Raw genomic sequence first — 22,085 nt, 5'->3', positions numbered from 1 at the left:
AAGCGCACAGGTTAGCAGGCTCTAAACGCACTCGGGCCGGCATGGCCGGCCCGAGCGGGAGTCACGTCAGCGCAGACGCTGGCTTCAGTGCAGGCTGTCGAGCAGGCGCTTGGCCACGTCCTTCTGCATCTGGGTGCCTTCGTGCATCACTTCCTCCAGCATGGCCTGTGCACCATCCGGGTCGCCCATGTCCACGTAAGCGCGGGCAAGGTCGAGCTTGGTGTCGACCGGGTCGTCGCTAAGCTGGCCCAGCTCATGATGCGACTCCTCGGCCAGCACGTCGTCTGCCGGCTCGGTGAACTCCCAGGTCGAAGCATGGCGTGTCTCGAGCTCTTCCTCGACGTCCTTGCCTGCCATGACGGCCTCCGACTCATGCGCCGGTGCCTTCACGGCGCCATGTGCCGGGCGCGGCGTCAGGTCAAAGTCGAAGTGATACTCGCTGACCTTCTGGTTTGCCGCATGCTGCGGGGCCAGCGGCGGCGCATCCGCGTTGCCCTCGTTGACGTAGCTGTCCAGGTCGAAATGATGCAGGGCATCGTGCTCGTCCCCACCGCGCGGGGACATGGGTGCAGCGGCGGCGAACAGCGGGTGCTCCGGCACCAGGTCCTCGCCCATGTGCACAACGTCCTGCCATTCCGGTTGATGCGGATCGGCAATATGGGCATGCATGGCCTCAGCCGCAGCCTCAAAATGTTCGACGTCGCGGCGAACGTAATAAAGGCTCACCAGCTCAAGGTGCAGGCCGACGTCGTCCGGATGCTCGGCCAGCTGGTCAAGCAGTTCGTCCTGATCCAGATCGGGGCCATCGTGACCTGGTGGCGGCGTGGTGCCGAAGTGATCGGCCAGCGACGATGCGCCAGCTGCTCCAGCCGCGGCCGGCTTGCGGCTACGCCCGCGCATAGCGAGGAGGAGGAGCCCAACTACCGCAACCGCACCGGCGCCCCAGGCCCAGGTCTGCATGTACCAGGGATCCTGCTCAGCCACTGGAGCCGGCTTGACCGCAGGCTTCACCACCGGCTTGGCCGGCGCTGGCTTCGCGACGACCGGTGCAATGCTGGCCTGCGGCGCGCTGGCGCTTGCGGCCGGCGTGGCGGCGGCCATCGTGGCGGCAGCGTGCGTGCTGGTGGCAGCGGCCGGCTGCGCCGCGGAGGCGTCGGCCTTGACCACGGTCTCCGGGGTGGCCGCCTTGGCGGGCGCACTGACCGGCGCAGCGGTCACCGTCGTCGACGCAGCGGCCGGCTTGGCCACCATCGCATCGGCAGGCGTGCCCGCGGCCTTGCGAGCGTCAGCTAGCTTGTGCTGCAACTCGGCGATTTCATTGTCTTTGAGCGAGAGCAGGCGCTCGTTCTTGCTGTTGATGTCTTCCAGGTCTTTCAGGCGCGCCTTCAACTCGTCACCCTGCTTGGTCAGCGTGGTGAGCGACTCCTGGCTGCGCAGCAGATCCTGATGCAGGGCAGCCATGCCCTTCTCGGCCTTCTCGCCTTTGCCGCCGCGACCCGCGGCGCTATCGGCACCCTCCTTGGCCGGGACCAACGCCAGGTGATCACCGGCAGGTGCCGTGGCCGTGGGAGCCGACGACGCATTGGCGCGCGTGCCAGCATCGGCCACCGTGGTCGGCGTGCGTGCAGCGCCCGAGCGCCAGTCGCCGTTTTGGCGACGAACCTCGGCCATGGCAGCGGCCAGGGCCGTGGCCTGCGCATCCTCGCGAGACGGCACGCGAAGCACGGCTCCCGTCTTCAGGGCATTGATATTGTCGCGGTAGAAGGCATCCGGATTGGCCTGTTTGAGCGCCATCATCATCTGGTTGACGTCGACACCATCCGGTGCGGTTTCATGCGCAATCGCGGTCAGTGTCTGGCCACTCTCGACCGGACCGAAGGTGCCGCCGGCCGCAACGCGAGGCGCGGGCGCTGGCTTGGCCGGCTTCGCTTCGGGAGCCGGCGCGGGCGCCGCGGCAGCCGTGCTCTGGGTGCTGGCAGCAGCCGGCGCCGACGCCGTGGCGTGACGCGAAGGCTTCGGGCTGGCCTGCACCGGCGCATGCGTAGCAGGCACGCTGGCGGCCGAATTCGGCGGATCGAGCAGGATGGTGAACTCGCGCAGGCTCTTGCCCGCGCCGTTGTTCACCTCGACCAACAGGTCGAGATAGGGGTCGTTGACTGGGGCACTGCTGGTGATGCGGATGACCTTCTTGCCGTTGGCACCATTCACCACGGCAAATTCCAGTGGAATGGTCGGGCCGGCGGCGACGCCGGCCGAAGCCGCATCCTGGGCTGACGCAAGCCGCGCCGTGAGATTCTGCAGTTCGGCCGGACTCTCGGGATTTACCGGGATTTCGGCCAGCAAGGGCTGCCCCAGGGCCGATTTCACCTGGATCTGGCCCAGTTCCAGTGCCATTGCCTGGCTGCTGCCCAAGGCAAGCGCCATTAGCATCGACAGCTTCAACGAACGATTCATCGCGTATTCCCCCGAACGACCCCGTGACGTTTCTTATCGGCTTACCGCTTGGCGGTAGCACCCGGAACGAGGCGTCACTTTAGTTAGGTACAGGCCAATCAACAATAGCGCTGGCCAATGCTTACGACATCTTGCTACGGTTTGTTCTTGCTTGGAAAGGCGCCCCGGATGCGCCCTGCCCACTTAGAGATGACCGCCCCCCTGTGGCGTACCCTTGAGTGACCTGAGTTGTTGTTGCAGGTCGGCGATGGCCTGGTCCTGCTGCTTCAGTTTCGCATCGTTTTGGTGCGTACGCGATTCCTCCCGCTCGACACCATTTTGCAGCTCTTTGACCTTGACCGCCTGGGTGGCGATCTCACGATCCACCTGCTTGGGGTCCCTCACCGGGCCTGCCGCCTGGACATCTGCTGCCCGGACTGGCGCAGCAAGCGCCAGCACACACCACACCAACCCGGACAGCATGCCCTTCATTACAGGTAATCCTGGATCAACAACTCGGCGATCTGCACGGCATTGAGCGCCGCGCCCTTGCGGATATTGTCCGCGACGATCCACAGGTCCAGCCCGCGCTCGTGAGAAATATCTTCGCGAATGCGCCCCACGAAAACCGGATCTTTGCCCGCGGCGTCGCTTACCGGGGTGGGATAACCGCCAGCCTTGCGCTCGTCCATCACGACGACGCCTTCGGCCTGCTCCAGGAGTGCACGAGCCTGTTCCGCGGTGATCTTGTCGCGCGTTTCCACGTGCACGGCTTCGGCATGGCCGTAGAACACCGGCACGCGCACGGCTGTCGGATTCACCTGGATGGTGTCGTCCTCGAGAATTTTTCGCGTCTCCCACACCATCTTCATTTCTTCCTTGGTGTAGCCGTTGGGCTGGAAGTCATCGATGTGCGGGATCACGTTGAAGGCGATCTGCTTGGAGAACTTCTTGGGCTCGACGTCCTGGAAACTGAGCATCGCCGCGGTCTGCTTGCCCAGCTCTTCCATGCCGCTACGACCGGCGCCGGACACCGACTGGTAGGTCGCCACATTGATGCGCTCGATGCCGGCGGCACGGTGGATCGGCGCCAGCGCAACCAGCATTTGCATGGTGGAGCAGTTTGGATTAGCGATGATGCCGCGATTGGTGTATTCGGCGATGGCGTGCGGATTGACCTCGCTCACCACCAGCGGGATATCGTCCTGGTAACGGAATTCGGACGTGTTATCGATGACCACCGCACCCGCCGCCGCCGCGCGGTGCGCATGCTCGCGACTGACCGAACCGCCGGCCGAGAAGAACGCGATATCGACGCCGTCGAAATCGTAGTCGGCAAGATTGCGTACCGTGACCGGTTTGCCGTCGAAGGTGATCTTCTCACCCGCCGAGCGCTCGCTGGCCAGCGGCACCAGCTCGCTGATCGGAAATTCTCGCTCGGCCAGGATCGCCAGCAAGGTCTCGCCCACGGCGCCTGTTGCGCCAACCATTGCCACCTTGTAACTGCTCTTCTTGCTCATATTCCGGTATCAGGTAGGAGTAATCGGAAAACCGCCCGACGGCGCCGATCTCCGCATTAACGGAAATCTAGCCGGGACGGCGCGCAAAACAACCTGCGACACGCCCGGGCGTGAATATCGTCACGCTTTACGTGTTGCCCAGTGGCTCATTACCGCCGGGTTGAGCGGCGTCGGCGGCTTTCCGGCCGCCTCACCGTAACCCAGGGCAGCGATGACATTATCGGCCGCCACCCGGGCCATGGAGCGGCGCGTATCTTCGCTTGCGCTGGCGATATGCGGGCTCAGTATCACATTGTCCAACGCCAGCAGGTCCGGATGCACGACTGGCTCGCCCTCGAAGACATCCAGGCCGGCTGCCGCCAGCTTGCCATCACGCAAGGCCGCCGCCAGCGCCGCATCATCCACGATGCCACCCCGCGCCATATTGACCAGCACCGCCGAAGGCTTCATCTGAGCCAGCTCCTCAGCGCCGATCGCGTGCCGGTTCGCGGCCGTAAAAGGTAGCACCAGTACCAGGTGGTCCGCCTGGCGCAGCAGTTCGGGCTTGGCCACCAGGGTGGCACCGTATTCGCGCTCGACCGGCTCGGGCAGCCGCGAGCGGTTGTGATAGATCACCCGCATGTCGAAGCCGACGGCCCGCCGTGCAATGGCCCGGCCGATGCGACCCATGCCAAGAATGCCCAGTGTCCGGCCGTGCACATCGACGCCCAGCCAGTCATCGAAGCGCATCTGACTGCCCGCCCACTGCCCTGCCCGCAGCCAGCGTTCTGCCGCACCCACGCGACGGGCCGCCGCCAGCATCAGGGCCCAGGCGTAGTCGGCCACGCTCTCGGTCAGCACGTCGGGCGTGTTGCAGCCGAGCACGCCGGCCCTGGTCATCGCATCGAGATCGAGGTTGTTGAAGCCGACGCCAAGATTGGCCACCACCTTGAGCCGATGGTTGCCCTCGAGCGCCGCAGCGTCGATCCGATCCGACAGCCCAATCAAGGCGCCATCGACATGGGCCAGCTTCTCCCGCAGTTCCGCTGCGCTGTGCTTTCGCTCCACTGCCTCGGCCTGCACGTCGACATATTCGGCCAGACGCGCCAGCACATCGGGAAACAGGGGGCGCGCGACCCAGACTTTCGGTTTGGCGATCATCAGCGTTACTTCAAGCTCTCTGCATGGGGCGAGCCATCAAGGCCGTACGCCCACGTAACTTAGGGGATGCGGGGACTTACCTCACCCACGTCACCACATTGCGCGCGATGACGCAGAGCGTGATCCATCAGCACCAGCGCCACCATCGCCTCGGCAATCGGCGTGGCGCGGATACCGACACAAGGGTCGTGACGCCCCTTGGTAACCACCTCGACCGGCTCGCCGGCCAGGTTCACGCTACGCCCAGGAATGAGAATGCTGGAGGTCGGCTTGAGCGCCATGGATGCGATCACCGCCTGACCGGTGCTGATGCCACCCAGGATGCCGCCAGCATGATTGGACGTAAAGCCGTCCAAGGCCATTTCATCGCGATGCTGGCTGCCGTGCTGCGTGACTACCGCGAAGCCATCGCCGATCTCCACGCCTTTCACCGCATTGATCGACATCAACGCGGCGGCCAGGTCACCATCCAGCTTGCCGTAGATCGGTTCGCCCCAGCCTGGTGGCACGCCTTCAGCCACCACATTTACGCGGGCGCCCACCGAATCGCCGGACTTGCGCAAGGCATCCATATAAGACTCCAGCGCCGATACCTCATGGGCATCAGGCCAGAAGAAGGCATTCTGCTCGACCACGTCCCAATCGAAGGTGCCCGGGGTGATCTCGCCGATTTGCGCCATGTAGCCGCGCACACGCACGCCATGACGCTCGGCCAGCCACTTCTTCGCGATCACGCCGGCGGCCACGCGCATGGTGGTCTCGCGCGCGGATGAACGCCCGCCACCGCGCGGATCGCGGATGCCGTACTTCTGCCAATAGGTGTAATCGGCGTGCCCGGGGCGGAACGTCTCGGCGATATCGCCGTAGTCCTTGCTGCGCTGATCGGTGTTGCGGATCAGCAGCGCGATCGGCGTGCCGGTCGTGCGACCCTCGAACACGCCGGAAAGGATTTCCACCTCGTCGGCTTCGCGTCGCTGCGAGGTATGCCGACTCTTGCCGGTGGCGCGACGATCGAGATCGGCGCGGAATTCCTCAGGCGCAATGGCCAGGCCCGGCGGGCAACCATCGATCACGCAGCCAATGGCCGGTCCGTGGCTCTCGCCGAAGGTGGTGACGGTAAAGAGTTTGCCGAAGGAATTGCTGGACACGAGGCTCTGGACGTCTGGACGGAAACCCGCACAGCTTAGCGCGATGCGCTCGAGGATGCGCCTTCGGGCCGCGCGCCCTGCCACTCGCTTGCCAGCAGGGCGAACACGACATCGTCCACCCACTCACCGCGAATCCTCAAGCACTCGCGAAAATGGGCCTCCTGGCGCAATCCCAGTGCGCGCAACAGCGCCATGCTAGCCAGATTGCGCGGGTCGACGGACGCGTGCACGCGATGCGCATGCAACCTGCCAAACACGTAGGCGAGCACGGCAGCCATGGCCTCGCGGGCATAGCCCTGCCCCTGGTGCGCTGGCGAAACACTGATCCCGAACTCGACTTGGCGGCCCTCGGAAAGGTGCAGGCCGAGATCACCGATCAGCAAACCGTCATCGCGCAACCGGATGGCGCGCTGGAACCAGCATCCCGGCGAGGGTGAAGCCAGGCCGACCTGGATTCCGATGAAGCCCAGGGCGTCCGCCAGCGAATCCGGCCGCCAGCCCTGGTAACGCGCCACCTGCGGATCGGCGCGATAGCGAAACAGGGCATCTGCGTCTTCGAGGTGCAAGGCGTCGATGCGAAGACGGGATGTGCCCAGTTCCACCGTAATGAATCAGCGGCCCTGGCGAGCGGCCGCCGCCTCACGAATGGCTGCGGCATGCTCGATGAGATCGCGCCGCTCCAGCGCAAACACGCCCATCGCACCCACCTTGAATTCGATCCATACGAACGGGACTTCCGGCAGCAAGGCCGCCAGCGCGTGCTCGCTCTCGCCCACTTCGACAATCAGCAAACCATCCTCAGTGAGGTAATCGGCCGCCTCGTTGAGCATGCGCACGCAGATATCCAAACCATCGTCACCCGAGGTCAGGCCAAGCTTGGGCTCATGGCTGTACTCACCTGGCAGCGCCGCGTACTCGTCTTCGGTGACATAAGGCGGATTGGAGACAATAAGGTCGTAGCGGCGCCCCTTCAGCCCGTTGAACAGGTCGGACTTGACGGCCTCGACGCGACCTTCGACGTGCTGGAACACGATGTTCTCGCGCGCCAGCGACAGCGCATCGTCACTGATGTCGACGATATCGACCTGCCAATCCGGGTTGTACTCGGCCATCGCAATGCCGATGCAGCCCGAGCCAGTGCACAAGTCCAGCGCCCGCTCGACATGACGGTGATCCAGCCACGGCGCGAAGCCCGACTCGATCAACTCGGCGATCGGCGAACGCGGCACCAGGGCGCGGCGATCGCTCTTGAACTTCAAGCCGGCGAACCAGGTTTCGCCGACCAGGTAAGCCACCGGCAGACGCTCGGTGACGCGACGCTCGATCAAGGCCAGCACGCGCTCGCGCTCTTCGGTGGTCAGCCTGCCCGCGCCATAGGCCGGCGGGATATCCGGCGGCAGGTGCAGGCTGGCGAGCACCAAATGGGTGGCCTCGTCGATGGGGTTGTCATGGCTATGACCGAAAGTGAGCCCGGCCGCCGAGAAGCGGCTGGCGCCGTAACGGATGAAGTCGATGATGGAGGCGAGTTCGTGGGTCACGGCGGTTATTGGTCTTTGGGGGTCGCAAAGTATAGCCGGTGCGGGGCCGGGGGCCGCTGTGGCCCGGTGCGGGCCTAGCCTGGTGCGCTTGGTTGTCGGGTCACGGCCTGTTCGCCACTGACGCAACACAGGCGTTCCGACGGCCTGCTCGATCGCGGAGTCGCTCCCTTCTGCTCCTTGTCCCCCTCGAGGAGAAGGCTGGGATGAGGGGCGGGGCTTGCCATCACGCGTTGATCGAGCGATGTGGCCAGCGTGCCGCTTACGCAGCGGGCGTTCCGAACCGCTGCCGCGGTCCGGGTCACTTTTCTTTTGCTGGCCCAAAAGAAAAGTAACCCAAAGTAGTGGCCTAAAGAGCTCATAGCATGGCGCGGGATACGAGCCTGACGGGCGTGGCCAGCCGAAATAGTGGCGGCCCACGGCCGACACACAGCGGCTACACCGCAACGCGCCATGGCGTAGAGGGCTTAAGGCGTCGATGATCGGATGGCCATCTGAGTATTGGGATACCGCCAGCGTCTCGACCGTCGGCCGAGCCTGCCTTAAGTCCTCATCGCCTTGGCGCGTTGCGGGGTAGCCGCGGTGTCGCGCCGTGGGCAGTCAGTTCCCTAGTCACGGGAACCTTCCAACGCTTCTATCTGACGGAGTGCTACCAGCTCTAGAGGCCGTTTTCTTTGGGTTACTTTTCTTTTGGGCCAGCAAAAGAAAAGTGACTCGAGCGCCGGCAGGCGATCGAAACGCCCGCTGCGTAAGCGGCACCCTGGCGATAGCGCTCAGTTGTCGCGCAGTCGCGAGCACCCACCCCTCATCCCAACCTGCTCCCCAACGGCGAGAAGGAGCAGACGCGAGCCCGAGGCGTAATAATTGCGCGCATCGTTCATACTTGCGGGATGACCTTCAACGTACTCCTGCAATACCTCCTTCCCCATCGCGCCCTGTCGCGGGTGGTCTACTGGGCCACGCGCTGGACGTTCAAGCCGTGGAAGGACTTCCTGATCAGCACTGTCGTGCGCAATTACCAGGTCAATATGGCCGAGGCAGCGCAGCCCGATGCACTGGCCTACCAGCACTTCAATGCGTTCTTTACGCGGAAGCTGCGGCCCGATGCGCGTCGCGCGGACGCCAGCCCGACCGCCCTGCTCTCGCCGGCCGACGGCAAGATCAGCCAACTGGGCAAGGTCGTCGACGGCCGTATCTTCCAGGCCAAGGGCCAGGAGTACACCGCGGCAGAACTGCTGGGCGACGAGGCCAGCGCCGTGCCGTACCGCAACGGTCGATTTGCCACCATCTATCTGTCGCCGCGCGACTACCACCGCGTGCACATGCCGCTTGCCGGCACGCTGAAGGAAACCGTGCACGTGCCCGGCCGCATCTTCAGCGTGGCACCGTTCGCGGTGGAGGCGATTCCGCGCCTGTTCGCGCGCAACGAGCGACTGGTTTGTCACTTCGAGGGTGAGCATGGTCCCTTCGTCGTGGTCATGGTGGGGGCCGTCCTGGTGTCCAGCGTGGCCACCGTGTGGGACGGCCTGGTGATCCCGCCCTATGCCTCCTCGATTCGACGCAAGTCATTCACGGGCCAGAAGATTGCGCTGGAGCGCTTTGCCGAAATGGCCCGCTTCAACATGGGCTCCACGGTGATCCTGCTGTTCCCGGAAGGCATGGCGGAACTCGACGGACTCGCGTCGCAAGAGCCAGTGAAGGTAGGCCAGCGGCTGGGCGTCCAGCTCCAGGGCTGACCGGCCATCGCGTCAAAATCTTGACGGGATGCTGACGCACCGCGTCGTTTTGTGACCTTTTTGGCGCAATGCCATCGTGAGCGCGATTAACATCCCGGCTCGACAGCGCCGTGTGCGCGCCAACCGTGGTCAGACCGAGGACAGCCCGTGCGCATCGTGACCCGACTTATTGCGATGAACCGCGGCCGGCAGCTGGGCCGGCAATTTCGCGAGATTGAGCACAGCATCAACGAACTACCCAAGCGCAGCCGCTCTCGACTCGGCACCATGGCGCTGCGTGAAATTGGGCAGGCAGCACGCAGCGACTTTCCGCATCTCTATGGGACGCCGCCAGAAGAACGCTACCTGCCCTGGGGCCAAGGCACCGATATCGGCTTTGCGCGAGCCCGCTCCGACAATCCGGAAGTGGCCATGCGTGGTATCGCCCTGTGGCTCGCCGCGGCCTATCACGAGACCAAGGACACGCCGTACCCCAACCTGCAACCGCATCACCGCCAGCTGATGCGCGTGCTACGCGAGTTGAAGGAAGACCACCGCGCCGACACCGTCGAGAAGTGGATGCAGGCACCTGCCGCCGCCTGACCGGTCATGCTCCGTGGAACGAAAAACGCCGCCCCAGGGGCGGCGTTTTTCTTTGTCCGAACAAGATCATGACGCTTGCCGAAGCCTGCTCATCGACAGGTCGGCAGCTTCAGGGTCTGCCCCGGCTTGAGCTGGTGATGCTTGAGGTCGTTGATATCGGTCACCTCCTCGATCGAGGAGCAACCCAGCTTGTTCACGATGCTGGTCAGGGTATCGCCCCGCCTGACCACGTAGCCGCGCGTCCGGGTTGTGCTCGACGATCGCGCCACCGGTGCCGGGGGTGCCGGCGTGGACGGCACGACGGGCAGCACGGCCGTATGCAGGTCATTGGCCAGGATCGGCCAGGGGCCATCGGTGCAACGCGCTTCGAACGGCTTTTCCAGAACCCTGGGAACCACGACGCGCGTGCCCGCAGGCTGCGCCACCTGCGGATCCAGGCGCGGGTTGAGGTTGCGCAAGGTGCGGAACCATCCATCACTCATGCCGCCGGCCGAGCCCAGGCAAACCGTCAACTCGGTCAGCGACGTCGGCCGCTTGAGCGTGACGCTGCCGGCGACACCGTCCACGCGGGGGAAGCGCAGGTTGTAACTTTCCGGATGCAGGAACAGCCACGCCGCTGCGAGCACGGAGGGCACGTAGTCGCGCGTCTCCTGCGAAAGCTGGTTGTAGATGCGCGGGTCGTACAGGCTGACCGAGGTGTCGTCGCCGACCAGGCGTTTCATGCGACCTTCGCCGCCGTTATACGCGGCAATGGTCAGCTCAAGATTGTTGTTGAACACCCCGAGCTGCTCATTGAGGTAATCGGCATTGGCACGGGCCGCTTCGGCGGGATCGAAGCGGGTGTCGAATCCGTCTTCCATGCCCAACCCAAAACGCATGCCCGTCGCATACATGAACTGCAACGGCCCCGCCGCGCCGGAGCGCGACACGGCGTGCACCTTGCCGCCCGATTCCTTGGCGAGAATGCCGAACAGCAGCGCCTCCGGCAGATCCGCCCGCTCGTAGGGCGGCCACATCTGGTGACGCAGGAACTGGTAGTTGACATAGGCATCCATCAAGTTGGGACGCCACTGGGTCAGCCACATTTCCAGCGCTGCTTTTACCGGGCCGTTCATCGCGATCAACTGGGAAAGCGGCTGTCCGCGCAGCAAGGTGACGCTGCGTTGTGCCTCGGGCAGGCTGGCCGCGCCCGACTTGGCAGCGACGCTTCCCTCCGGCGCTTCGTCATTCATGGCGTCCATGTCGTCGCCCACGGAGAAATTGCCATCCTTCAAACGGAGCAGTCGATCAAACGCCGAGAAGAAACGCTGCGGATCGCAGCCAGGCGTCTTGTCGCAATGCGCGGCGGCAGCCTTCAGCTGATCGAGCGATGCATCCAGCGTCTGCTGCGCTGCGGCCGCATTACCCTGCCGCGCCTGCGCCAGGGCGGTTTCATAACCCTTGCTGGCCTGGTCGAGCTGCGCGTAGAGCTGATTGGCTTGCGGCGTGGGGCCTTTGCCGGTTGAGGCACATGCAGTAAGCAACAAGACGGCGCCGGCCAGGGGAGCCAGGCGCAGGGTATGGGGGAAGGCACGGGGGAACATGGACGACTTCACTGTCGGATCGAAGGGCCGACATTACTGCGCACGGGGTCAATGACTCAACTCGCAGACGCTATTTGCATCGACAGCCAACGCTGCGACGAAAACGTGAAGGCCACCGAGCCCCTGCGTCCACTTGGCTACAATGACCACGCAACCACCGGACGGAACGCCATGCATGACACCTTGATCGGCCGCTACGAATGCACCAGCGTCTGCCTCATGCCCGTTGTGCCATGTAGCGTCTTTGGGGGCGAGCGTTGAGCGACTGCCATCCATGACCCGCGTCGCTACGGTCTCGCCTGACACGCCTTTTTTTGAACGCTTCATCGCGGGCTTCGGCTATCCACTGCGCGGAGCGGGCCTGGCCACGTGCACCGCCTTGGCCTTGGCGCATTACGCGGTGATCCTGCCGGCGTTTATCGGCGTGTTCGCCACGTTTGCCTTGTGGACCGCCACCTGGCGCTATGCGGCCACCTGCATGCTGCACACGGCCAACGGCTATGCCGATCCGACGAATATCGGTGTCGACGAGAATCCTGCAGCGGGACGCGGCCTGACGGCAGTACATCTGTTCGCCGTGGCGCTATGCGTTCTCAGCGGCGTGCTCTATCCGCCCGCGGTGTGGCCACTGATGATCCTGTTCGCCATCACCCTGCCCGCCATCGACATGTCGCTGGCTTTCGACGGCAGCATTGAATTGGCCTTGAGCCCGGTGACCTGGTGGGAGGTGATGCGCCGATTCGGCGCGGCCTATCTGATTCCGGTGGGGCTGAATCTTGCGACCGGCGCCTTGATCGTGGGTGCATCGGCAGCCACAAGCTTGTTGCCTCGACTGTTGTCGCTGCCGCTGTTCGCGTTCGCCTATACCTATCTGATCATCCTCAACCTGCACCTGATGGGCGCGATGATCCACACCCACCACGAACGCTTCGGCCTGATGCCAGAAGCGGAAACACTGGCCGCGGAGAACGGCCAGAACGAGGACGCGCAATTGCTGCATGACGTTCAGGCCATCGCATCCAGCGACCGCCGCGCCGCGCTCGGCATGCTGGCGGCACGTCTGCAGCATCGCGGTGCGCCACCGTCGCTGCACCAGGCCTACCGCGATCTGCTGCGCCAGGAAGGCTTGCGCGATGCCTTGCTGGTGCACGGCCAGATCTGGATCGCTGCCTTGATGGCGAATGGCGAATCACGCCGCGCGCTGGGCATTGCGCAGGAATGCATGGAGCTAGATAGCCACTTCGTACCGGATGATCCCACCACCGCGGGACCGCTGGCGGAGCTCGCCGCGCGATCCGGCATGAATCGCCTTGCGCTGCGACTGTCTCGCGGTTTTCTTGCGCGGTGGCCGCGTTCGCCCGAGGCCCCACACTACGGATTGCTGGCAGCGCGCCTGTTGACCGCCATGCCGGACCGGCAAGCCGAAGCGGCCGTGTTGCTTGGTAGACTGGTGGCCACCTGGCCAGATCACCCCTTGCGCGGCGAGTTTGACGCGTTGTCGCAACAACTGCACGAGCACACCAGATCCGCATGAGCCGCTGGCGCCCACCCTCGCCCACATCCACCGCGATCATCACGCGGGAAGGCTTCGAAAGACTCAAGGCCGAGCTCGATCATCTCTGGCATACGCTGCGCCCGGAAGTGGTGAAGGCGCTGGCGGCCGCCGCCGCCGAGGGCGACCGCTCGGAGAATGCGGAGTACACCTACCGCAAGAAGCAACTCGGGGAGATCGATCGGCGCGTGCGCTACCTGAGCAAGCGCATTCCTTCGCTCAAGGTCGCCGAGGGCGCGCCGGCCAATCGCGAGGCGGTGTTCTTCGGCGCCAGTATCGAACTGGAAAACGCCGCGTCCGGCGAGAGCCTTCGCTATCGCATCGTGGGCCCGGATGAGACTGACGCCAAACTGGGCTGGATCAGCATCGATTCGCCGCTCGCACGCGCCGCGCTGAAAAAACGGCTCGACGATGAATTTGAAGCGGAACTGCCCGGCGGGCCGACCCGCTTCGTCATCGTGGCGGTGGACTACTGAGCCTGGCCATTGGCCGGGTGGTCAGCGCCACCCTGCATCAAGGCCGTAACTTCGGCCTGATGGGTGTCGATGAAGCGGATATTGCCCGGATTGACCCACACCGGATTGAGGTTGTTCGCCAGCGCTGGATCACTGCGCGCCTGCACGGCGAGGATGGCGTTCGTCAGCGCGATGTTGGCGAGCATGAACTCGCGTGGTGTAAAACCATACTTCTTCACCAGTGCTGGAATGCGCTGATCCCCCGCCATCGCCTGCGCTGCAAGATCGTCCAGGCTGTGCACCTTGCTCGGATCTGGCGCCCCCCTGGGTGCAATACCTTCGGCACGAGCCTCTTTCGTCGCGGCGACCAGGCGGTTGAAGATGTCTTCATTTAACGTGTAATTCTTGATTTGCTGCTTGTCTGCATCGGGCAAGCCCGATGGCGCCATCTGCGCATGGGCCACCGAACTGAGGCCAAGCGCGACCACTACCAAACCCAGGCAGCACGCGCGTAGAACACGATCAAAAGCGGACATCGATATCTCCATCAGATTGAAATCAGACCGGCGTACCCGAAAGTGCGACACCGTCGTTGAACGCCTCGGATCATCCCTTAGCGCCCGCCAGCTACATGCCGGCTCAGTGCCGTAGCAGATCGCGCAGGGCTTTCTGATAGTCCGCGTCGATCTGGGTCAAGCGCGCTTCCCGCGCGTGTTCATTGACCCATTGGCCATGCTGGGCCTGTTCCCGTATCAATAAGAACTCCATATCGACAAAAGGTTGCAGTACCCTGTTATCCGCCGGCGCGAAGCCCGTCAAAGCCGGAATGCGTGCGAGATTGGCGCGTTCACGCTCGCCTGCAGCACCGGGGGAATGCCCGTAGCCACTCATGAACCCGATCAATGCGTTGCGAATGGGTGCGGGCATCGCATCACGGACGACCAGCACCTCGGAAGGGAGCGGCCTCGATCGCCAGATCGCCTTCAGTTGCGAAGCCTCATCGGGAAAATCCTGGCGGAACAGGTCGAGGTCGGGACTGTCATTGGTCGCAACATCGACTTCGCCATTGGCCACGGCCAATGCATTATTTTGATGATTGCCCACGCGCACGCCAGCGAAAAAAGTGTCCGAGTTGAGCCCCCGCGAAGCGAACACCTCAGCCTCCGGCGCGACATAACCCGCGACGGAGAGCATCTCGCCGCGCGCGTAACGCCAGTGTCCCGGCCTGGCGAGCAGGTCCTTGAGGTCATTGATGGGACCATCCGCACGCACGACGAGTATGGCAACGTCGCCTTTGCCGCCATCGCCGCGCACGAACTGGGCGATCACGCTCATGTGCTGATGCTCGATCGCTTCAGTGGCCAACCGGCCCGATAGAAACGCAATGTCCACGCGTTGATCCTTGATCGCGCCGGACAGTCCCGCATAGCTGCTGACCGATACGATATTGACCGGACGCCCCAGTCTTTTTTCGAGATCCTGCAGTAGTGGCTGCCATTGCTCGCGTGATTCAGCGGCATTGCCGACCGGCAGGATGCCGAACCGAATGGCGACCGGCATCTTGATCGGGGCGCCACCTTCGGCATGCAACGGCCAGCCAAGAGCAAGCAGGCAGATCAGCAGGCTCATCCTGCATGATCCACCCCATCCCTTCCCCGAGCGCGCCCGACAAGCCATGTCCATTGCCTGCTCCAAAGCGGTTTTGCCGCTAGTGGCGTTGTAGCGCGATCGCCGCGCCACCGCAATTTTATATTTCGTAAGTTCTTGAGCTAAAGACAGCCTGGCCGCGGGTATTCACGTCCCGCACGACGCGGCTGGTAGCAGGCAGCAGCCCGGTGAAAGGCCTCGTTGCCATTGTCCGGATGCCAGCCCGGAAGGCCTGAAAGCGGCAACGGCCGCAGTTCCAGCGGGTCGCGAAGCAGCTTCCCCGCGGCGATGGCGTCCGCACAGACCGCAGCCGCCTTGCCACCGTCGGCTCCGCCGAGGAACACCAGGGCCTTGCCCACCAGCAGCTTGTCCGGCGTCAGCGCGTGCTCCAGCAAGGCGTGGCCAAAGACCTCGACCGAGGCGCGACCATCGAGCCATGCCGCACGTTCGCGCCAAAACAACCCGTGCCAGTCGTGCGCGTCCCACAGCTTGAGCAAGCGTCGATCGCGCAGGACCACGATCACGCCGGCCTCATCAAAATGCGTCATGGCGTATTGCGGCCGCGAACGCAGCTTGGTTCCCATTTCGGCGATCTCAGTGACTTGCTGGGCGTTGAGTGCACGCTTGAGCGCCGCATGACGCAACCAGATGACGGCGTTGAACAGGTCATGCCAGTTGCATTCACGCGTGGCGATCTCGCCGTGCGTGGCAATGCGTTGCTCGTAATGCTGGCCATCATTGAGCAAGCTCAGCGTCTGCGCCACGAAGCGTTCGTGCATCGCGGCGGAACGGGCGGCGTTGAGCACGTCGATGGACGGCCAGTGCTCACCCAGCAGCCATTCGGCGGGCGCCTGCCAGTCCGCCAACGGCAGGCGCATAAATGCCGTGGGATCGATGCTTCCGCGAGCAGGCGCGACGTATCGCATCACGCCCTCATCGCATCAAGGCTTAGCCGACCAGGCGCGCGTGCAGGTCGTGCTCGTCGGCGTCTTCCACCACCACGTCGACGAACTGACCGGGCTTGAGCGACTGGCCACCGGCAATATGCACGACACCGTCGATCTCCGGCGCATCGGCGGCAGAACGCGCCACCGCACCCTCAGCGCCGGCTTCATCCACCAGCACCTTGATCGTGCGGCCAATCTTGCGCTGCAGCTTGGCGGCGGAGATTTCCGCCTGCACGGCCATGAACTGCTCGAGGCGGTCTTCCTTGAGCTCCTCGGATACCGGGTTCGGCAGTTCGTTCGCCTTGGCGCCATCCACCGGCGAATAGGCGAACGCACCGACGCGATCCAGCTCGGCTTCACGCAGGAAGTCGAGCAGCTCTTCGAACTCCGCATCCGTCTCGCCAGGGAACCCGACGATAAAGGTGCTGCGAATCGTGAGATCCGGCACCACCTTGCGCCAGTTGCGGATGCGCTCCAGCGTCTTGTCGATATTGCCGGGGCGCTTCATCAGCTTGAGGATGCGCGGGCTGGCGTGCTGGAACGGGATGTCGAGATAGGGAAGAATCTTGCCCGCCGCCATCAGCGGCATCACTTCGTCCACGTGCGGATACGGGTAGACGTAGTGCAGCCGCGACCACACGCCCAGCTCCGACAGGCCTTCGCACAATTCGGTCATGCGCGTGCGATAGCTCTTGTCGCGCCACTGGCGTTCGGCGTACTTCACGTCCACGCCATAAGCGCTGGTGTCCTGCGAGATCACCAGCAGTTCCTTCACGCCGCCCTTCACCAGGCGTTCGGCTTCCAGCAGCACCTCGTCGACCGGACGCGAGACCAGGTCGCCGCGCATTGAGGGGATGATGCAGAAGCTGCAACGGTGGTTGCAGCCTTCGGAAATCTTCAGATACGCATAGTGTTTCGGCGTGAGCTTGATGCCAGTATCCGGAATGATGTCGAGCAGCGGATTGCGCTTGGGCGGCAATGCCGCATGCACCGCGCTCATCACGCTGGCATAGTCCTGCGGGCCCGTAATCGCGAGCACGTCCGGGTAAGCCTCGCGGATCAGGTCCGCGCGCTTGCCGAGGCAACCGGTGACGATGACCTTGCCGTTCTCGTGCAGGGCCTCGCCAATGGCGTCGAGCGATTCCTGCACCGCCGCATCGATGAAGCCGCAGGTATTGACCACTACAGCATCCGCAGCGCCGTAGCTCGGCACGATCTCGTAGCCCTCGACTTTTAGCTGGGTGAGGATGCGCTCGGAATCGACCAGCGCCTTGGGGCAACCCAGGCTGACGAATCCCACTTTGGGCGAAGCTTGTGACATGCCGAGTGACCGTAACTATGCGGAAAACGGACCATTATACGTGAGGCCAGGGGTTTTCTCTGAATGGCTAGAATCGTCCATCGCCAATCCGGGAAGAACCGCCATGGGTCAGAGCATCCATCTCAACACGACGCGCATGCAGTGCATCGGCGCCTACCTGGCCCAGCCGGCCGGCAGACCGAAGGGCGGCATCGTGGTCATCCAGGAAATTTTCGGCGTGAATGCGCACGTACGCAGCGTCGCCGATCGTTTCGCCGAGGCGGGCTATACGGCCATTGCCCCCTGCTTCTTCGACCATCTTGAGACGGGCGTGGAACTGGGCTACGACGAGGCCGGCTACACGCGCGGCAAGGCGCTCGTGGCGGAGCTGGGTCTGGACCGGGCCGTGGAGGACGTTGCCAGCGCGGCGGAAGCCATCGCGTCCGCAGGTCGTGTCGGCACGGTGGGTTATTGCTGGGGCGGCACCGTGGCGCTGCTTTCGGCGATCCGCCTGGGTCTGCCCTCAGTGAGTTACTACGGTGCCCGCAATGTGCCGTTTCTGGGCGAAAAGCTGCAAGCCCCGGTGATGTTCCATTTTGGTGAACTCGACCAGTCCATTCCTCCCGCCATGGTGCAGAAGCATCGCGAGTTGCTGCCGCAGATGGAAATCTTCACCTACCCAGCCGACCACGCCTTCAACCGCGACGTGGGCGATCACTACGACGAAGCCAGTGCAAAACTCGCTTATCAGCGCACGCTGGCGTTCTTCGACCAGCATCTGGCGCACGGCGCATGAGCGAACGCGACTTCGTCATCGACACGCGATTGCGCGCGGATACGCGTCATGTGGCCTCGCTTGACCTCTGCGACGTGCTGCTGATGAACGATGCACGTTTTCCCTGGCTGGTGCTGGTACCGCGTCGAGCTGGCATGGTCGAGATCTGCGACCTGGCCGCCGCCGAGCAAACCACGCTATGGCTGGAAGCACATCGCGCCGCGCAAGCCCTACGCGCGATCGCTGCGTTCGACAAGCTCAATCTCGGCGCGCTTGGCAACATCGTGCGTCAGCTGCATGTGCACGTAGTGGGCCGCCGCCAAGGCGATTCGGCCTGGCCGGGTCCGGTCTGGGGCAGCGGCGCGGCGCAGCACTACGAACCTCAAGAGCTCGAGCAGATGCTTGGGCGACTGCAAAACGAGCTACGCGTGCTGTAGAGCCCAGAAAAGAAAAAAGCCCGCGGATCGCTCCGCGGGCTTTTCCTTATACAGGCAACGATCAGTGGTGCTGCTGCGGCGGCGGTGCGTCAGCAGCCTTGGGCGGTGCCTTGTAGTCTTCGAGGTCACGCGCCTTGGTGTCGATGACGCTGATCTTCTTCAGCTCGCCACCATCGTCGTAGTACACGGTGAAGCCATAGTCGATCTGCAGGCGCGCCATGTACTGCAGGTGCTGCTTGCGGATCTTCGAATCGTCGCTGGGCTCAAGCAGGATGGTCTTGGGCAGCTTGCCCTGGTCCTTCAGGTAGGCGAAATGGCTACCCGTGTCGAGTGCCGACAGCACGGCACCATCGACCACGAACTGGCCACTCTTGTAAGCCTGGATCACCGTGTCGAACTGGCTCTTCATATCAGCCGTGCGCACTTTGTCCTTGGTGCTGCCGCTGTGGCAACCGGCCAGCACCAGCATGCTGCCCAGCAGGATGGCTGCAGCCGCACGGGACAGCAGCGTGGAAAAACGGATCATGCGGATCTCCTGCAAAGAATCGTTGTGAACGATGGAAGTGTAGCGCCGGGACGGATCATCGCAGCCGATCCGGACGGCATCCATTCAGGTGTGTGACGAATTGAGTTGTAGACGTACGCCGCCAGTGAGCGCGATCAGGTCCGCGGCAGGGTCACGCCCTGCTGGCCCTGGTACTTACCGCCACGGTCCTTGTAACTGGTTTCGCATTCCTCGTCGGACTCCAGGAACAGCATCTGCGCCACGCCTTCATTGGCGTAAATTTTTGCCGGCAGCGGCGTGGTGTTGGAGAACTCCAGGGTGACGTGGCCTTCCCACTCCGGTTCCAGCGGCGTCACGTTGACGATGATGCCGCAGCGCGCGTAGGTGCTCTTGCCCAGGCAGATGGTCAGCACTTTGCGCGGGATGCGGAAATACTCGACGGTGCGCGCCAGCGCGAACGAATTGGGCGGAATGATGCACACATCCGCCTCGACGTCGACGAAGCTGGAAGGATCGAACGCCTTCGGGTCCACGATCGTCGAGTTGATATTGGTGAAGATCTTGAACTCGCGCGCGCAACGCACGTCATAGCCGTAGCTGGACGTACCGTACGACACCAGCTTGGTGTTGTTGCGCACCTTGATCTGCCCGGGCTCGTACGGCTCGATCATGCCTTGCTGCTCCGCCATACGGCGGATCCACTTGTCGGATTTGATGCTCACTCGAACTCCCGGAGGGGGTGGCCGCCATGGCGGCCGGCATAAAGACTCGGAAAATAGCGGAAATGGCGGTGTGACCGCCAGTCGTTGGAGCTGAGACTGGGTCATTGGTCATGTCGGGCTTCGGCTCCGGCCAGCTTCTTGACCGTTACCCCGCGAACGCGAGACAAGCGCGCAGCAAACTCGCCCCCCTCACCGTCATCCCCGCGGAAGCGGGGATGACGGTGAGGGGAGTTGCGAGCGTGCTGCGCGCTTCGGGCTTGTCCCGCCTTCGCGGGAATGACGGTGAGGCCACACGTGGGTCGCGCGGCTAGCACCTGCCGGAATGGACCAGCTCCCGCCTACGGCGCGCCCTGCACCAGAATCTTGCCGAGCCCCAGCGACTTGTTGCGCGGCTGCCGCGACAACCGCCCGGCCGTATTGCGGGCGATTTCGCGGTAGCGGGCGGCCAGATCGGAATCCGGCATGGCCACCACGGTCGGCGTGCCGCCATCCGCCTGTTCGCGGATGCGGATATCCAGCGGCAAGGAGCCCAGGTAGGCCACGTGATATTGCTCGGCCATGCGCACACCACCGCCCTCGCCGAAGATGTGTTCCTCGTGGCCGCAGTTCGAGCACACGTGGGTGGCCATGTTCTCCACCACGCCTAGCACCGGAACGTCCACTTTCTCGAACATCTTCAGCGCCTTGCGCGCGTCCAGCAGGGCAATGTCCTGCGGCGTGGTGACGATGACCGCGCCGGCCACCGGCACCTTCTGCGACAGGGTGAGTTGAATGTCGCCGGTGCCCGGGGGCAGATCGACGATGAGATAGTCCAATTGCTCCCAGCGGCTGTCGTTGATCAGCTGCATCATGGCCTGGGTGACCATGGGGCCACGCCAGATCATCGGCGTCTCTTCGTCCACCAGGAAACCGATCGACATGGCCTGCAGGCCGTGAGCTTGCATCGGGATGATGGTCTTGCCGTCCGGTGATTGCGGCTTGCCGCTGATGCCGAGCATGCGGGGCTGGCTGGGACCGTAAATGTCCGCGTCGAGCACGCCCACCTTGGCGCCCTCCGCGACCAGGGCCAGCGCCAGGTTGGCCGATACAGTGGACTTGCCCACGCCGCCTTTGCCGGAGGCGACCACGATGATGTTCTTCACACCGGGCAGCGGCGCCAGCGTGCCCTGCACCTTATGGGCATGCACGCGCGTGCCGATCGACACCGACGCGGACGCGATGGCCGGGTCGGCCTCAAGCGCCTGCTTGACGCGCGCAGTGATGGCGTCGATGGCGCCAGCGGCGGGGTAACCCAGCTGGATATCCACCGAAACGCGCTCGCCATCCACGCCGATCGCGCGCACGGCATCGGCCAGCGGAGCGCCGGTGTGGGGATCATCAAGAGCGCCGAGAATGTGGCGGACCAGGGCTTCGCTCGCCTGCGTCATAAAGAATGTGGACCGTCATGTGGGGGTTTCTATTATGCCAGTCCACGCCGCCAACCCATCCTCGCCAGCCTTGCGCAATGCAGCTTGACGGCTTCGCGCGGCGTCGGTCAGGCTCCAGTCCATACTCTTTCGTACGGGAGATCACTCATGAAGTCACTGCTCCGCCTTGCTGTTGCTACGGGTCTCTTGTTGGGTGCCGGCGCGGTGTTTGCCGCAGAAAACACGCCGGTGGGTACCTGGAAAACGATTGATGATGTCACCGGCAAGCCCAAATCCATCGTGCAGATCACCAATGACAATGGTGAGCTGAAGGCGACCGTGCTGCAGGTGCTGCAGTCCGACGAAGGCCCGCACCCGACCTGCAAGGCTTGCGATGGCGAACGCAAGGACAAGCCGGTCGAAGGCATGAACATCATGTGGGGCGTGCACCAGGACGGCGATGTCTGGGACGGCGGCAAGATCCTCGATCCGAAGACCGGCAAGGTCTACAAGGTCAAGCTGCAGACCGAGGACAACGGCGCCAAGCTCACCGTACGCGGCTACATCGGCTTCTCGCTGCTTGGCCGCAGCCAGGTGTGGGAACGCCAGCAGTAATACCTGGCAACGCCCGCTCCCTCCGGGCGACCCGAAGGTCGTCCCCG

22 protein-coding genes are annotated in these 22,085 nt (G+C 63.8%); 7 read left to right on the top strand and 15 right to left on the bottom strand.

Annotated features, from left to right (window positions below):
* Nucleotides 1-84: 84 nt before the first annotated feature.
* From OUZ30_RS07145 to prmB, 7 genes are all read right to left on the bottom strand, one after another.
* Nucleotides 85-2,454 carry a motility hub landmark protein FimV gene (locus OUZ30_RS07145; RefSeq protein ID WP_266181540.1) on the bottom strand — a complete coding sequence of 790 codons (2,370 nt, stop codon included), beginning with the start codon at nt 2,452-2,454 and terminating at the stop codon, nt 85-87.
* A gap of 183 nt (nt 2,455-2,637) precedes the next feature.
* The gene (locus OUZ30_RS07140; protein ID WP_266181539.1) at nt 2,638-2,925 is read right to left on the bottom strand and encodes a hypothetical protein; all 288 of its coding nucleotides are present in this window, start codon (nt 2,923-2,925) and stop codon (nt 2,638-2,640) included.
* Nucleotides 2,925-3,953 carry an aspartate-semialdehyde dehydrogenase gene (locus tag OUZ30_RS07135; RefSeq protein WP_266181537.1) on the bottom strand — a complete coding sequence of 343 codons (1,029 nt, stop codon included), beginning with the start codon at nt 3,951-3,953 and terminating at the stop codon, nt 2,925-2,927. The genes OUZ30_RS07140 and OUZ30_RS07135 overlap by 1 nt, the downstream gene beginning before the upstream one ends.
* Nucleotides 3,954-4,073: 120 nt before the next feature.
* Complete coding sequence (locus OUZ30_RS07130) at nt 4,074-5,093, bottom strand: 2-hydroxyacid dehydrogenase (RefSeq protein ID WP_266181536.1); 1,020 nt, start codon at nt 5,091-5,093, stop codon at nt 4,074-4,076.
* Between the two features lie 59 nt (nt 5,094-5,152).
* Complete coding sequence (gene aroC, locus OUZ30_RS07125) at nt 5,153-6,241, bottom strand: chorismate synthase (RefSeq protein ID WP_266181535.1); 1,089 nt, start codon at nt 6,239-6,241, stop codon at nt 5,153-5,155.
* Nucleotides 6,242-6,276: 35 nt separating this feature from the next.
* Entirely contained in the window at nt 6,277-6,843 is a 567-nt protein-coding gene (locus OUZ30_RS07120; protein WP_266181533.1) for a GNAT family N-acetyltransferase, read from the bottom strand.
* A 9-nt stretch (nt 6,844-6,852) separates the two neighbouring features.
* Nucleotides 6,853-7,779, bottom strand: a complete 927-nt coding sequence (prmB, locus tag OUZ30_RS07115; RefSeq protein ID WP_266181532.1) for a 50S ribosomal protein L3 N(5)-glutamine methyltransferase — start codon at nt 7,777-7,779, stop codon at nt 6,853-6,855.
* A gap of 887 nt (nt 7,780-8,666) precedes the next feature.
* On the opposite strand from prmB, the gene asd reads away from it, so the two are divergent.
* Both asd and OUZ30_RS07105 read left to right on the top strand, forming a co-directional pair.
* On the top strand, nt 8,667-9,512 hold the full coding sequence (gene asd, locus OUZ30_RS07110) for an archaetidylserine decarboxylase (RefSeq protein WP_266181531.1): 846 nt from the start codon (nt 8,667-8,669) through the stop codon (nt 9,510-9,512).
* 147 nt (nt 9,513-9,659) lie between these two features.
* Entirely contained in the window at nt 9,660-10,094 is a 435-nt protein-coding gene (locus OUZ30_RS07105; protein ID WP_266148610.1) for a hypothetical protein, read from the top strand.
* An 89-nt stretch (nt 10,095-10,183) separates the two neighbouring features.
* On the opposite strand, the gene OUZ30_RS07100 is transcribed toward OUZ30_RS07105, so the two are convergent.
* Nucleotides 10,184-11,677: a transglycosylase SLT domain-containing protein gene (locus OUZ30_RS07100; RefSeq protein WP_266181530.1), complete on the bottom strand. Its 1,494-nt coding sequence runs from the start codon at nt 11,675-11,677 to the stop codon at nt 10,184-10,186.
* Between the two features lie 274 nt (nt 11,678-11,951).
* Between OUZ30_RS07100 and OUZ30_RS07095 the strand changes: the two genes are divergently transcribed.
* Both OUZ30_RS07095 and greB read left to right on the top strand, forming a co-directional pair.
* Nucleotides 11,952-13,211 (top strand): tetratricopeptide repeat protein, encoded by a 1,260-nt coding sequence (locus tag OUZ30_RS07095; protein ID WP_266181529.1) that lies wholly within the window; start codon nt 11,952-11,954, stop codon nt 13,209-13,211.
* On the top strand, nt 13,208-13,705 hold the full coding sequence (greB, locus tag OUZ30_RS07090) for a transcription elongation factor GreB (RefSeq protein ID WP_266181528.1): 498 nt from the start codon (nt 13,208-13,210) through the stop codon (nt 13,703-13,705). Before OUZ30_RS07095 ends, greB begins: the two co-directional genes overlap by 4 nt.
* Here the strand turns inward: greB and OUZ30_RS07085 are convergent.
* The 4 genes from OUZ30_RS07085 to rimO all read right to left on the bottom strand — a co-directional run bounded on the left by OUZ30_RS07085 (nt 13,699) and on the right by rimO (nt 17,599).
* Nucleotides 13,699-14,220, bottom strand: coding sequence for a hypothetical protein (locus OUZ30_RS07085; protein WP_266181527.1), 522 nt, complete (start codon nt 14,218-14,220; stop codon nt 13,699-13,701). The genes greB and OUZ30_RS07085 overlap by 7 nt on opposite strands.
* Before the next feature lie 103 nt (nt 14,221-14,323).
* A complete protein-coding gene (gene phnD / locus OUZ30_RS07080; protein ID WP_266181526.1) occupies nt 14,324-15,313 on the bottom strand; it encodes a phosphate/phosphite/phosphonate ABC transporter substrate-binding protein in 990 nt (329 codons plus the stop codon).
* Nucleotides 15,314-15,453: 140 nt separating this feature from the next.
* Nucleotides 15,454-16,257 (bottom strand): DUF3025 domain-containing protein, encoded by an 804-nt coding sequence (locus OUZ30_RS07075; RefSeq protein WP_266181525.1) that lies wholly within the window; start codon nt 16,255-16,257, stop codon nt 15,454-15,456.
* A 22-nt stretch (nt 16,258-16,279) separates the two neighbouring features.
* Nucleotides 16,280-17,599 (bottom strand): 30S ribosomal protein S12 methylthiotransferase RimO, encoded by a 1,320-nt coding sequence (gene rimO / locus OUZ30_RS07070; RefSeq protein WP_266181524.1) that lies wholly within the window; start codon nt 17,597-17,599, stop codon nt 16,280-16,282.
* A 103-nt stretch (nt 17,600-17,702) separates the two neighbouring features.
* Between rimO and OUZ30_RS07065 the strand changes: the two genes are divergently transcribed.
* Together OUZ30_RS07065 and OUZ30_RS07060 are read left to right on the top strand one after the other, a co-directional pair.
* Nucleotides 17,703-18,374: a dienelactone hydrolase family protein gene (locus tag OUZ30_RS07065; RefSeq protein WP_266181523.1), complete on the top strand. Its 672-nt coding sequence runs from the start codon at nt 17,703-17,705 to the stop codon at nt 18,372-18,374.
* The gene (locus OUZ30_RS07060) at nt 18,371-18,790 is read left to right on the top strand and encodes an HIT domain-containing protein (RefSeq protein WP_266181522.1); all 420 of its coding nucleotides are present in this window, start codon (nt 18,371-18,373) and stop codon (nt 18,788-18,790) included. Before OUZ30_RS07065 ends, OUZ30_RS07060 begins: the two co-directional genes overlap by 4 nt.
* Before the next feature lie 61 nt (nt 18,791-18,851).
* Here OUZ30_RS07060 and OUZ30_RS07055 read toward each other — a convergent pair whose 3' ends face one another.
* The 3 genes from OUZ30_RS07055 to apbC all read right to left on the bottom strand — a co-directional run bounded on the left by OUZ30_RS07055 (nt 18,852) and on the right by apbC (nt 21,444).
* Nucleotides 18,852-19,316, bottom strand: a complete 465-nt coding sequence (locus OUZ30_RS07055; RefSeq protein WP_266181521.1) for a hypothetical protein — start codon at nt 19,314-19,316, stop codon at nt 18,852-18,854.
* A 134-nt stretch (nt 19,317-19,450) separates the two neighbouring features.
* On the bottom strand, nt 19,451-20,017 hold the full coding sequence (dcd, locus tag OUZ30_RS07050) for a dCTP deaminase (protein ID WP_266181520.1): 567 nt from the start codon (nt 20,015-20,017) through the stop codon (nt 19,451-19,453).
* 338 nt (nt 20,018-20,355) lie between these two features.
* Nucleotides 20,356-21,444 carry an iron-sulfur cluster carrier protein ApbC gene (apbC, locus tag OUZ30_RS07045; RefSeq protein ID WP_266181518.1) on the bottom strand — a complete coding sequence of 363 codons (1,089 nt, stop codon included), beginning with the start codon at nt 21,442-21,444 and terminating at the stop codon, nt 20,356-20,358.
* 147 nt (nt 21,445-21,591) lie between these two features.
* On the opposite strand from apbC, the gene OUZ30_RS07040 reads away from it, so the two are divergent.
* Nucleotides 21,592-22,038 carry a DUF2147 domain-containing protein gene (locus OUZ30_RS07040; protein ID WP_266181517.1) on the top strand — a complete coding sequence of 149 codons (447 nt, stop codon included), beginning with the start codon at nt 21,592-21,594 and terminating at the stop codon, nt 22,036-22,038.
* Nucleotides 22,039-22,085: the final 47 nt, after the last annotated feature.

The organism is Dyella humicola, from assembly GCF_026283945.1.
GTDB classification, from domain to species: domain Bacteria; phylum Pseudomonadota; class Gammaproteobacteria; order Xanthomonadales; family Rhodanobacteraceae; genus Dyella; species Dyella humicola.
The sequence above is the reverse complement of the archived record's forward strand: the minus strand, read 5'-3'. Positions and strand labels throughout refer to the sequence as shown.